The organism is Kribbella sp. NBC_01245 (genome assembly GCF_036226525.1).
Lineage (GTDB): Bacteria > Actinomycetota > Actinomycetes > Propionibacteriales > Kribbellaceae > Kribbella.
Map to the genome: position 1 here is coordinate 2,754,824 of NZ_CP108487.1, position 12,689 is coordinate 2,767,512.

Annotated in this window: 10 protein-coding genes; 2 read left to right on the plus strand and 8 right to left on the minus strand. The window is 67.7% G+C overall.

Translation table 11 applies throughout. The features are described from left to right. Positions 1-39 precede the first annotated feature (39 nt). The 5 genes from OG394_RS12110 to OG394_RS12130 all read right to left on the minus strand — a co-directional run bounded on the left by OG394_RS12110 (position 40) and on the right by OG394_RS12130 (position 4,214). Positions 40-882 (minus strand): HAAS signaling domain-containing protein, encoded by an 843-nt coding sequence (locus OG394_RS12110; protein WP_328995317.1) that lies wholly within the window; start codon positions 880-882, stop codon positions 40-42. Then, a complete protein-coding gene (locus tag OG394_RS12115) occupies positions 879-1,208 on the minus strand; it encodes a PadR family transcriptional regulator (protein ID WP_328995318.1) in 330 nt (109 codons plus the stop codon). The genes OG394_RS12110 and OG394_RS12115 overlap by 4 nt, the downstream gene beginning before the upstream one ends. A gap of 83 nt (positions 1,209-1,291) precedes the next feature. Continuing rightward, positions 1,292-2,932, minus strand: a complete 1,641-nt coding sequence (locus OG394_RS12120) for a DUF6297 family protein (RefSeq protein ID WP_328995320.1) — start codon at positions 2,930-2,932, stop codon at positions 1,292-1,294. Further along, the gene (locus tag OG394_RS12125; RefSeq protein WP_328995321.1) at positions 2,929-3,558 is read right to left on the minus strand and encodes an ABC transporter ATP-binding protein; all 630 of its coding nucleotides are present in this window, start codon (positions 3,556-3,558) and stop codon (positions 2,929-2,931) included. The genes OG394_RS12120 and OG394_RS12125 overlap by 4 nt, the downstream gene beginning before the upstream one ends. Next, on the minus strand, positions 3,555-4,214 hold the full coding sequence (locus OG394_RS12130) for an O-methyltransferase (protein WP_328995323.1): 660 nt from the start codon (positions 4,212-4,214) through the stop codon (positions 3,555-3,557). The genes OG394_RS12125 and OG394_RS12130 overlap by 4 nt, the downstream gene beginning before the upstream one ends. 105 nt (positions 4,215-4,319) lie before the next feature. On the opposite strand from OG394_RS12130, the gene OG394_RS12135 reads away from it, so the two are divergent. Continuing rightward, entirely contained in the window at positions 4,320-5,303 is a 984-nt protein-coding gene (locus OG394_RS12135) for a carbohydrate kinase family protein (RefSeq protein ID WP_328995324.1), read from the plus strand. On the opposite strand, the gene OG394_RS12140 is transcribed toward OG394_RS12135, so the two are convergent. Beyond that, entirely contained in the window at positions 5,293-6,792 is a 1,500-nt protein-coding gene (locus tag OG394_RS12140; protein WP_328995326.1) for a methionine--tRNA ligase, read from the minus strand. The genes OG394_RS12135 and OG394_RS12140 overlap by 11 nt on opposite strands. Positions 6,793-7,691: 899 nt before the next feature. Between OG394_RS12140 and trpD the strand changes: the two genes are divergently transcribed. Further along, complete coding sequence (trpD, locus tag OG394_RS12145) at positions 7,692-8,702, plus strand: anthranilate phosphoribosyltransferase (protein ID WP_328995327.1); 1,011 nt, start codon at positions 7,692-7,694, stop codon at positions 8,700-8,702. Between the two features lie 22 nt (positions 8,703-8,724). Here the strand turns inward: trpD and OG394_RS12150 are convergent, their stop codons facing one another. Then, positions 8,725-11,259, minus strand: coding sequence for a polynucleotide kinase-phosphatase (locus OG394_RS12150; RefSeq protein WP_328995328.1), 2,535 nt, complete (start codon positions 11,257-11,259; stop codon positions 8,725-8,727). After that, a complete protein-coding gene (locus OG394_RS12155) occupies positions 11,256-12,647 on the minus strand; it encodes a 3' terminal RNA ribose 2'-O-methyltransferase Hen1 (protein ID WP_328995329.1) in 1,392 nt (463 codons plus the stop codon). The genes OG394_RS12150 and OG394_RS12155 overlap by 4 nt, the downstream gene beginning before the upstream one ends. Positions 12,648-12,689: the final 42 nt, after the last annotated feature.

The following is a 12,689-nucleotide window of genomic DNA, read 5'->3' on the forward strand; positions in this document are numbered from 1 at the left end:
ACCGAGGCGAGGGAGCTTGGGAGCGGGAAAACCTAGTTGTCAGTTGGCGCGGTTGGGGGCGGCTCGGCGGATGAGGAGGCCGGCTACGGCGAGGGGCGCGAGGATGAGGAGGATGAGGATCGGCACACCCATCCAGATCGGGAAGGCGAAACCGCTGCAGACCTCGGGGAAAGGCACCCCGTTGTCGTCGGTGCCGCCGCCGGTGCAGACCTGTCCCGGCATGGTGCTGAAGACCACGACCGAGGCGTAGCCGAACGGCCAGATCAAGGTGCCGAGCAGCTTCTCCTTGGTGGTCCAGCGGTTCGATGCCCAGAGCAACAACACGCCCGCGAACCAGCCGATGACGAAGACGAAACCACCGAAGAGCAGCAGCAACATCGCGGCCACCTCGCGAACCCGCAACCGCGGTTCGGGCGGTCCGTCGTACGACATGCCCGGTCGCGGAGCGCCGTACGTCGAACCGGGCGGCGGCGGGCCGTACGTCGACCCGGGCGGCGGCGTTCCGCCGTACGTCATGTGCGGTTCTGGATTTCCGTACGTCATGCCTGGTCGCGGAGCGCCATACGTCATGCCCGGCGGCGGAGTCTCGTATGTCGTGGGCGCCGCGCTCGCGTTGTACGTCGCACCAGGCGGCGGGGTCGGGTAGGTCATGTCGTACGCCGCGGCGGTGACGATCTCCGTCGGGGTGCCGAGGCGATCGAGTACGTCGCGGACTTCCGCCTCGCTGACCGCGCCCTCGGCCCGGGCCTCGTCGATGTGCGCCGCCACCTCGGTGCGCAGGTCGTCGCTGCGATCGGCCGGCAACCCGGCGGCGGCCGCGGCCTCGGCCAGGCGGTTCAGATAGGCGCTGACCAGCGCGTCGACCTCGTTCACGACCGTCATCCTTGTCTCCCCAGAATCTCGTCGACCGAATCGCGGAATCGCTCCCAGTCGCCGACGAACTCCGCCAGGGCCCGGTGCCCCGCCTTGGTCAGCCGGTAGTACCGCCGCGGCGGGCCCGAATCGGACTCGCGCCACGTCGTTTCGACCACCCCATCGCGGCGCAATCGCGCGAGCAACGGGTAGATCGTGCCCTCGCTGGTCACCAGCCCGTCGACCGAACCGAGGGCCTTGACCAACTCGAAGCCATACCGCTCCTCGTCTCGCAACAAGGCCAGAACGCAGAACTCCAGCGCACCCCGCCGGAGCTGGGTGAAACCAGCTACCATGCACCACAAGGTACTCCCCCAAAGGGTCACCAGCAACACCAGCTTCAAGGCTGACGAGGGCGGCAGAAAAGAAGGAAGGCTGGTCAGCGGCGTTGAGGGATGACCGCTATGACGAGGGTGAGGACGGCCGTGGGGATGGCGAGGAGCCAGGGGGTGGGGAGGTTGAAGAGGACGGGTGCCAGGGAGATGAGGACTACGTCGACGCCGCGGAGGGGTTGGGAGAAGAGGCCGGGTGGGACGGCGCCCATCGGGGTCGAGACCAGGACGCCGTCGTACTTCGGGGCCGGGGCGACGGCATAGCGGATGACGCCCGCGAGTACGCCGATTGCCAGCGCGAGCGCGACCGGCGCTCCCGCCCAAGGTGACGACAGGCCCGCACCAATGCCCGGATCCGCGACTGCTAGTTGCTGGGCAATGGCTTCCGGAGTCATCAGTGAGCTGTAGCCGGACAGGGTGCCTTGGGCCGTGGAGGGATCCGCTGCCGGTCCGAGAACCGGTGCGGCGAGGAAGAACCAGATGAAGACGAAGATCCCCGGTACGACGGCCATTGCCGCCCGCAACGTTCTTGGCGGCAAGCCGATGGCGCGACTCAAACCCGCCGAACGCCCGACCGCGCGTAGGCCGTCGCCGAACGGCCTGGCCGCCGCGAATCCCGCGAGCGCCGTCACTACCGGAACGACCGCGCGCCACCCGATCTCGTGCGACAAATACGGCAACAACAACAGCGCGAACCCGACGACGAACCGCCGCGGCCAACGCAGTACGCGGACCATTTCCCGCATCACCAGAGCCGGAGCGCCAACGAAGAACCCGCGCCGCGAGCGTCGTACGGTCGCCCGCTGTCGCCAGTGCCGGTTGACCGCCATGTCCGAGATCAACGCGAGGTCGAGCGACGCCGCCGCCCCGGCCAAACCGGCCATGGCCTCTCCCCCGGCCACCACCGCCGTACGACTCAATCGGTCCAACCGGCGAGCAGTGAAACGCAACAACGGCACCAACGCGACGAGCAGGCCGAGCCCGATCAACGTTGGGGTGTAGCCGAGAAGCTGCTCCGAGAAGGTCCATTCGGGCTCGATAGCGAAGGCGTGGACCGTGATCACGCGAGCGCCTTCGGTCGAACTACGCCACTCGATCGACGTCCAGATCTCATACGCGGCAGGGATTGCCGCGAGGACGAGAAGCGCGTCTGCCAGCCAACGCGCGTGCCGGGAGTTCCAGTACCGCTGCCGAGGCCGTTGCGCCAGCACCGCCAGACAGGCCGTCAACGCCAGCAACGCGCTCATCAGGATTCCCGCGCCGAGCACCTCCGCCCAGTCCGAACCGAGCGCGGCCCAACCCACCAACGCGACGAACGGCCCGAACAAGGCGGTGATCGCGATCGTTACGAGGTACGACGGGCGCAACAGCACCGACCGGCTCATCGGCGTGCCGAGCAGCCAGAACCCGGTCGCCGGTGATGCCGCGATCGGGCCGAAGCTCACCAGCAGCCGCAACGCGACACCGAGAGCCAGCGGTACGACGATGGGCTGCAGCGTCGACGGGTACAACGAGCCGGTGACGCGTGCGTTCAAGTTGAGGATGACGTTGCCCGCCATGGCGCCGAAAAGCGCGACCGCGAACAACCACATGTACGCGTCTTCGAACTGTTGCCAGATCGACCTATCCGCATGCGAACGCCGAATGCCCCGCAACCACCGCCGGATCTCCCGAGCGTCAGCCGTCATGGAAGCGGATCAAGCGTCACGGTGGAATCCGCGACCGCCTCAACGAGTTCCGGATCGTGGCTCGCGAACAGGATCGCCGTACCCGACTCCTTTTCGGCAATGAGCCGCTCCCCCAGCCAGCGCACGCCGGCCGTGTCGAGGCGTTGCTCGGGCTCGTCCAGCACCAGCAACCTACGAGGCCGGACGAACGCCGTCGCCAACGCGAGGCGGCGGCGCTGCCCGGACGACAACGAGCCGGGTAATTGGTTGGCCGCCGCGGCCAGTCCGACATCGACGAGCAGTTCGTCGACGAAGGCCTCCGGATCGGCGTTCCCGTGGGCCCGGGCGAGCAGGTCGAGATGCTCGGCCGCGCTCAGGTCCGGGAAGAAGTCGAGGTCGTCGAGCAACGTCGCGACGTCCCGCCGGATGGCCGGATCCCGCTCGTCGACCGCGGTGCCGTTGAGCGTGATCGTGCCCTCAGCCGGTTCGGCCGAGCCCACCACACAGCGCAGCACCGTGGTCTTGCCGGCGCCGTTCGGCCCGAGCAGGGCGACCGCCGCACCGGGTTCGACGGTGAAACTCAGCCCGTCGATCACCGGCCGGTCGGCGTACAGATGGCGCAGGCCCTCGACGACCAGACCAGTCATCGCTTGCGTACGAGGGTGAGGCCGTCGCCGATCCCGAGAATCACCACGTCGACCCGCTCGTCCTTCGCGACGTACGCGTTGAACTCCTTGCGATCGACCGGGTCGTGCTCGTGCTGGCCGACAACGCGGCCGCCGGCCAGGGTGTTGTCGAACATCAGCAATCCGTTCGGGCGCAATCGCCGTACGATCTGCTCGAAGTAGTCGATGTAGCCGGGCTTGTCCGCGTCGACGAAGCCGATGTCGAACAACTCGTCCTCGGGCAGTTCGGCCGCGCTCTTGTGTGCGTCGCCGATCCGGACCTCGATCTTGTCCGCGACGCCGGCCCGCTCCCAGTAGCGGCGGCCGATCGACGTCCACTCGTCCGACACGTCGAGGCAGATCAGCGAGCCGTCGTCGGGCAGGCCACGGGCGATCGCCAGCGCGCTGAAACCGGTGAAGGTGCCGATCTCGATCGCCCGGCGGGCCCCGGTCAGGCGAGTCAGCATCGTGAGCAGGGCCGCCTGGTCGGGCGTGGTGAGCATCTCCGACTCGTCACCGAGCGCGTTCGTCTCGGCGACGAGCTCCGCCGCGATCTCGTCCAGCGGCGTGCCGTGCTCGATCATGTAAGCGTGCAACTCACGCGTGACGTTCACCTGTCCACCCATGGGATCCGCCATCTCCTTCGCCGTACTTCGCTGTTTTGAGTAGGCCCTAGTAGTCTCTTGAGGCCGTCCCATGCAATCACGCCGCGAGTTCGCACCCATCGCCGAGGAGAACCCCCAATGCAGATCGCCGTCGCCGGATCGATCGCGACCGACATTCTGATGACGTTCCCGGGCCGCTTCAAGGAGCAGTTCCTCGAGGAACAGATGCACAAGGTGTCCCTCTCGTTCCTGGTCGATGAGCTGGTCGTGCACCGCGGTGGCGTCGGCGCGAACATCTGTTACGGCATGGCCCAGCTCGGTCACCGCTCGGTGCTGGTCGGCGCCGTCGGCCCGGACTTCGCCGACTACCGCGCGGCGCTGGACGCGGCCGGGGTCGACACCTCGCACGTGCGCGTCTCCGCGACCCAGCACACCGCCCGCTTCACCTGTACGACGGACCAGGACGCCAACCAGATCGCGTCGTTCTACACCGGCGCGATGGCCGAGGCGCGCGAGCTCGACCTGGCCGCCATCCACGCGGCCGCGGGCGGTATCGACCTGGTGCTGATCGGCGCGGACGACCCGGACGGCATGCTCCGGCACACCCGGGCCGCGAAGGCCGAGGGCATCTCCTTCGCCGCCGACCCGTCGCAGCAGCTGGCCCGGATGGACGGCGAGCAGATCCGCGAACTGGTCGAGGGCGCGGAGTACCTGTTCACCAACGAGTACGAGAGCGGTCTGCTCTGCCAGAAGACCGGCTGGAGCCCGGCCGAGGTGATCGAGCGCGTCGGCGTGCGCATCACCACCCACGGCGGCGACGGCGTCGTGATCGAGAACGGTGGCGGCATCATCGCGAAGATCCCCGCCGTGACCGCCTCGGCCGTGGTCGACCCGACCGGTGGCGGCGACGCCTTCCGCGCGGGGTACCTCACTGGCCGCGCGGCTGGTCTCGACCATGAGCCGGCCGCCCAGATCGGCTGCACTCTTGCGACCACCGTGCTCGAGACTGTTGGTACGCAGGAGTACACGCTCGACCACGCGTCGTTCCTTACGCGCCTCACCACGGCGTACGGTCCCGAAGCGGCGACGTCTGCTGCGACCGCGTTGAACCTCACGCACTGAGCCGTTCGAAAACGGGCACGGGCGGTGGTAGGTGGCCGGCCGTGGCGGTGCATTGGCGGGTGATTCGGGCGGCGGCGTCTGGGAGGAATACGGCTAGGAGTTCGGCGGTTGTCCGGCAGGCGATCAGGACGTCTTGTAGGACGGCGTCGAGGTCGTCGCTCCGGGCTGGGTCTTTGGCGAGCGTCCAGGGTTTGGCCTGGTTGAGGTACCGGTTGGCCTCGTCGACGATCGACCAAACCGCCGACGTGGCACGACGGAAGTCGAAGTCGTCGAGCGCCTCGTCGACCGCCGGCCCCGCCTGTCGGCAGGCCGTTTGGAGAGCCGCTGCTTGCCGTACGGCGTCCTTTGATTGCTGTACGGCGTGCGCGGGCGCCGCGGTGGGGTCGGCCCCGGCGCGGTATCGGTGGATCATCGAGACGGTCCGATTCACGAGATTGCCCAAGCCGTTGGCCAGTTCGTCATCCGCCCGGGCGATCAGCCGGTCGACGGTGAAGTCCGCATCCCCCACTCGCGGCACCTCCCGCAGCAGCCACCACCGCACCGCGTCCACGCCGTACTGCTGGACAAGCGCGACGGGATCGACCGTGGTGCCGTCGGACTTGCTGATCTTCCGACCGTCGACGGTCAAGTAGTCGTGTACCAGCAGATCAGTCGGCAGCGCCTCGCCCGCGGACAGCAACATCGCCGGCCAATAGACCGCGTGGAACCTCAGCACCCCCTTACCCAGCAGGTGAATCCGGCGCTCTGACTCCGTCCACCAGTCGTGGTGTCGCCCGGTGCCGTAGTCCAGTGCCGTCAGATAGTTGCCGAGGGCATCCCACCAGACGTAGATCACCTGGTCGGCGTCATCCGGCACCGGAATCCCCCAGCCCCTGGCCCGCTGGACCGATCGCGACACGGAGAAGTCGTCCAGTCCACCGGCGAGGAAGGCGAGCACCTCGTTCCGCCGTTCGGCCGGCTCGATCCGTAGCTCGCCCGTACTGATGAGCCTCTGGAGCTGCTCGGTATACCGCGAAAGCCGGAAGAACCAGTTCTCCTCCGAGATCACCTGCGGCTCGGTGCCATGGTCCGGGCAACGGCCGTCGCGTAACTCCGCTTCGGCGTAGAACTGCTCGCACCCAACGCAGTACAACCCTTGATAGTGCTTGCGATAAAGGTCCCCCGACTCGGCACAAGCCCGCCACAACCGCTCGACGCCCGGCCGGTGCCGTGGATCCGCGCTCGTCCGGATCACGTCATCGACGGACAGCGAGAGTGGTCCCGCCAGCGCGACGAACGCGGCCGCATTCGCATCGACGAACTCCTGCACGCCGACGCCGGCCGCCTCGGCCGCCAGCACATTCTTCAGCGAGTTGTCGTCAGTACCGGTCTGATAGCGGACCGCATCACCTCGTCGCCGGTGCTGCCGCGCAAGCACGTCGGCCTGCACGAGCTCGAGCGCGAACCCGAGATGCGGCCGCGCATTGACGAACGGAATCGTAGTAGTCACATACGTACGCGATCTGGTCATCGTCACCTCCGGAATACGGGGCTCCGACAACAACCGAGGCCCCAGAACAGGGCCTCGGAAACGTTCATCCGTGCAGCATCAGCGGCCCCACAAACGGGCCATCATCCCCAACCGCACCAACGTCTCCATCCCCCCAAACTACCAACCCAGCCCCACCAGCGCCCGCGATTAACGCCCACCCATGCGACGGTCGGACGCGGAATGCGCCATTTGTGGATAACCCTCCCGCGAGGTGCCTTGTCATGTCGCGCGCGTGCAAGCACAACAAGGCACCTCGCGGGAGGGTTGTCCCCAGATAACGCGAATGCTGTGCGGACAGCAGACAAGGTGAGGCGGCCCGTACGGCTCCACAGTCGGACGCGGTTTCACGCGTCCGACCGTCGGGGACGGTTTCTCGCGTCCGACCGTCGGGGACGGTTTCTCGCGTCCGACCGTCGGGGACGGTTTCTCGCGTCCGACCGTCGGGGACGGTTTCTCGCGTCCGACCGTGGAGGACGGATTCTCGCGTCCGACCGTCGGGGAGGTGTCCACGAGGCCCACACTTCGAGGCACTTCGCGGGAGGGTATTCCACAAATGGCGTATTTCGCGTCCGATCGTCGTTGGGAGGTGGTAGCCGGTTGGCGTGTTCGAGTGTGGGCGAGGCGTCGAGATCTGGGCGTGTAGGGTTTGGCTATGCATTTGCGCTTGAATCTGTGGTGGGTCGCTTAGGCGGCCGGCTGATTCCTGCGCGAAATAGACGCGGCCGCCTCGGTGAGGCGGCCGTTGTGGTGTCTGCGGGCGGCAGCCTCGTCCGGTGGTCCTGAGCTGAGGGACTGCGATGACAACCACTTTGAGTGAGAGCGAACCTACTTCTGCGGCCGCGGTGACGTGGGCTGGGGTGATTACGCGGCTGTTGGACGGGCGGGATCTGCGGGCGGTCGAGACCGAGTGGGCCGTGGCGCGGATGATTCGCGGTGAGGCGACGTCGGCGCAGATCGCGGGATTTCTGACCGCGTTCCGGGCCAAGGGCGAGACGGCGTCCGAGGTCGGCCAGCTCGTCGACGCGCTGCTGGGCGAGGCCGTTGCCATCACGATTCCCGGTACGACGGTTGATATCGCAGGCACAGGTGGTGATCGGACGGGCGCGGTCAACGTCTCGACCATGGCCGCAATCGTCGCCGCCGCGGCTGCGCCCGAAGGGGTGACGGTGGTGAAGCACGGCGGGCGGGCGTCGAGTTCGCAGACCGGCTCGGCCGACATGCTCGAACAGCTCGGGATCTCCCTCGAACCAGCGTCCGACCAGGTCGCGCGGACAGCGGTTGAGCTCGGCATCACCTTCTTGTTCGCGCCGCGGTTCAACCCGGGCCTGCGCCACGTTTCCGCCGTACGACGTGAGCTGGCGACACCGACCGTCTTCAACCTGCTCGGGCCGTTGATCAACCCCGCGCGGCCGACGCATCAGGTGATCGGGGTGGCCGATCGGAGGATGGCACCGTTGATCGCGGAGGTGCTGGCGTCGCGCGGCCGTTCGGCCCTGCTGGTGCGCGGCTCCGACGGCCTCGACAAACTCACGACCACGGCCGCCTCGGAGGTGTGGATCGTCCACCAAGGTACGACGACCCGGACGGTCGTGGAGCCGCTCGACCTCGGCATTCCCCGGGCCGCACCGGCCGAGTTGCGAGGCGGTACGGCGATCGACAACGCCCGCATCACCCGCGAACTACTCGCAGGCCAACGCAGCCCGATCCGCGACGTCGTACTCCTCAACGCCGCAGCCGTCCTCGTCGCGGTAGACCCAACCATCGAGTCCCTCGCCGAACAACTCCACCACGCGATGACGTACTGCGCCGAGGCCCTCGACTCCGGCGCCGCCAACGCACTACTCGACCGCTGGATCCTCCGGGCCTAGCGGCGAGCCGGAAAGGAAAGACCTAGAGGCGAGGGTCGATGGGGTCGGACTCCAGGGCGAGTACGGCGAAGACGCATTCGTGGATTCGCCAGAGGGGTTCGCCGCGCGCGAGTCGTTCGAGGGCTTCCAGGCCGAGGGCGTACTCGCGAAGGGCGAGCGAGCGTTTGTGGCCGAGGTTGCGATTGCGGAGGCGGTCGAAGTTGGCCGGTTCGGTGTAGTCCGGGCCGTAGATCAGCCGCAAGTACTCCTGCCCGCGCACCTTCAACCCCGGCTGCGCGAGCCCCTTCCCGGTCCGCGTCAGGTTGCCCGCGGGCTTCACCACCATCCCCTCGCCACCCGCACCGGTGAGCTCCTCCCACCACGCCGTCGCGGCAGCGCGCGACGACTCGTCAGCGAGGTCGACGTACACCCGGCGAGTCGGCGCGATCAACGAAGGTTCAACCGCGACCAGGCGATCCGCGAGCTCGAGGTGCCACGCGTGCGGCCGATCGTGGTACGTCGTACCCTCCGACGCGAGGACCTGAAATGGCGCAAACCGTACGCCGTCCAGGCCATCCGTCGGCCAGCAATAACGCCGATACGCCTCGGTGAACCGATCGGCGTTCGCCGCGCGAGCCCGCAACCGCCCCAGCAGGCCGGCCACCGCATCGCCTTCGGCCAGACCGCGAGCCGCGACGGCCTCGAGCGCAGCGATTGCCGGAGGCAACGACGTACGGGCGGCCGCGCCAACGGCGGCGTACTGGTTGCGCAGCAAGTCGCCGGCCTTCGCGCTCCATGGCAGGAGTTCCGCGTCAAGCAACAGCCAGGACGTATCGAGGTCGTCGAACAACCCGGCCTTCGCCACCACCTCCCGCAAGGACGCCAGGAAGGACGAAGTCGTCGCCACGTCAAAGAAGGAACGCCCAGTCCTCGTGTACAAAGCGCCAAGCCCGGGCAGGCCGAATCGCTCCGCCAGGTCATCCCGCCCGAGGAGTACGACGGCCCGCGAGCCCATATGCTTCTCCTCGCAAACCACCTCCGCGACGCCCATCCCGGCGTACGCGTCGAACGCCTGCGCCGGGTGCTCGAGCAATCCCGGGATCGGCGAGGTCGCGACGGGGCTCATCGTCGGCGGCAGGTACGGCAGCAGCCGCGGGTCGATCGCGAACCGGCTCATCACCTCCAGCGCGGCGGCCGCGTTCTCCGCCTGAACGCTAAGCCGGCCATGGTGCGCGGTCTCGATCACCCGGCGACCGGACACATCGCCGATATCCAGCACATCCGGCGCACGACCGGTCGACGTGGTCAGCGGCTTGGCCGGCTCGTAGTACTGCTCGCGCGCCGGCGTCGAAACCAGCTCCTTCGACGGATACCGCAATGCCGTCAGGGCACCACCGAAAACGCAGCCGGTATCGAGGCAGATCGTGTTGTTGATCCATTCCGGCACCGGCGTCGGGGTGTGCCCGTAAACCACCATCGCGCGCCCGCGATAATCGTCAGCCCACGGATAACGCACCGGCAGGCCGAATTCGTCGGTCTCCCCCGTCGTCTCGCCGTACAGGCAGAACGCGCGCACCCGGCCGGACGCACGACCGTGCATTCGCTCAACCAATCCCGCGTGCGAGACGACGAGTTTGCCGCCATCAAAGACGTAATGCGAAATCAGCCCATCGATGAAGTCCGCGACCTGGGCACGGAATTCGGGCGTTTCCGCGGCGAGCTGCTCCATCGTCTCGGCCAGACCGTGCGTTTGCCGAACGTCCTTACCGCGCAGGGCGCGCAACAATTTCGCCTCGTGATTTCCGGGCACACAAAAAGCGTTGCCCGAGGCAACCATGCCCATCACGAGCCGCAGCACACCCGGCGAATCCGGCCCACGGTCAACCAAGTCGCCAACAAAGATCGCCCGGCGCCCTTCAGCAACCGCATCAACAGCCTGGCCGTCAGCTGAGCGAATTACCTTGTAATCAAGGAGTTCCAGCAAGGTCTCGAGCTCAACACGGCAGCCGTGAATGTCACCGATGATGTCGAACGGCCCGGTCTGATCCGTGAGGTCGTTGAACAGCTTGGTCCGTTCGATGCTGACGGCATCGATCTCCTCGACCGCCGACAGCACGTGCACATTCCGGAAGCCCTCGCGCTTCAGACTGCGCAGCCCTCGCCGCAACTGCTGCCGCTGCCGCGCGACCACATGCGCGCCGAACGACCGGTCCGGGCGAGCCTCGTTACGGTCGAGACAAACCCGCTCCGGCGGATCCAGCACGATCGCGACAGGCAGTACGTCGTGCTCGCGCGCCAGGGCCACCAACTGCTTACGCGCTTCCGGCTGCACGTTCGTCGCGTCGATGACGGTCAACCGCCCGGCCGCGAGCCGTTTGCCCGCGATGTAGTGGAGTACGTCGAACGCGTCCTTCGTCGCCGCCTGCTCGTTCTCGTCATCGGCGACGAGCCCGCGGCAGAAGTCGCTAGAGATCACCTCAGTTCCGAGAAAGTGCCGCCGCGCGAAAGTCGATTTGCCCGAGCCGCTGGCGCCGACCAGCACGACCAGGCTCAGCGCCGGTACGTCGATCGTGGTCATGCCGCCACCTCCTTCCGGGTGAAGAGCGCGAGCTGCGTCGGAGCGCCCATCGAGGAGACAGGTCCAACCGGCCGCAACGCCACGTCGTACCCATAAGAGATCGCCACCTCCGAGGTCCAAGCGGCGAACTCCGCCCGGGTCCACTCGAACCGGTGATCCGGGTGCCGGTAGCCGCCCAGCAATGCCGGGTAGTTCACGTTGTACTCGGCGTTCGGCGTCGTCACGATCACCGCGCCGAACCGGGCCGCACCGAAGACGGCCTGCGCGAGCGCGGGCAGCCGCGGCGGATCGACGTGCTCGACCACCTCCATCAGTACGGCGGCGTCCAGCCCCTCCAACCGGTCATCGGTATACGTCACGGACGACTGGAACAACCGCAGGCGCTCGCGCTGACGGTCGGACATCTCGGCCACGTTCAGCCGCCGCTCAGCGAAAGTCAGCGAACGGGACGACACATCGGTCGCGACCACCTGGACGAACGCCGGATCGGCCAGCATCGCGGCGACGAGAACGCCTTCGCCGCAACCGAGGTCCGCGACCCGGCGGGCGCCGATCTCGTGCAGCACCTCCAGCACCGTCGTACGGCGTTGCGTGGCGAGCGGGACGACCCCGCTCTCGTCGCCGACCTCTTCCAAAGGCGCATCCGAGTCCGAGACCTCAAGGCGTTCCAAAGCGGAAGCGGCGAGGCGGCCCTGGTGCGCGAGATAGCGGCGCGAGATCTGCGCCTTCTCCGAGTGGTCCGCGAGCCAGCCCGTCCCCGCCCGGATCAGCTTGTCGACCTCGTCCGAGCCGACCCAGTAGTGCTTGGCGTCATCGAGAACGGGCAGCAGGACGTACAGGTGGTTCAGCGCGTCCGCGAGCCGGATCGTCCCGGTAAGACGCAGGTCGACGTACCGCGCGTCATCCCAGCCGAGGGCCGGGTCGAGCGGCACGGGCCGGGCGTCCACCTGCCAACCGAGTGGCGCGAACAACGCGGTCACCAACTCGGCGCCGCCCCGCACCGCGGGAACGTGAATCTCCAGATCGATGGGCTTGGCCGCGAGCTCGGGCCGCGCATCGCAACGACCCGTCATCGCCGTGCGGAAGAGCTTGCCAAGGGCGACGGCCAGCAGGCTCGACGCGGCGTACGGCCGGTCGTTCACGTATTGGCCGAGCGTGAACCCCTCGGTCGCCTTGCCGCGGCCGGCCCGGACCAGGCCGATCGGGTCGATCTCGAGCAGGAGGGCCGCCGTACAGCGCTCGTCGGTGGCCTCCGGGTACACCACGAACGCCGTACCGCCGGCAACGTCGATCGACTGGGGTCGGCCCGGGTTCTTGTGCAAGAGGAAACCGAGGTCGGTCGCAGGGGCGCCGAGGCCGGACGAGGTCGTGGTGAGGGAGAGGAACACTCTCGCATTCGACCACGCGACCCGGCCAAGGCGCAGACATTT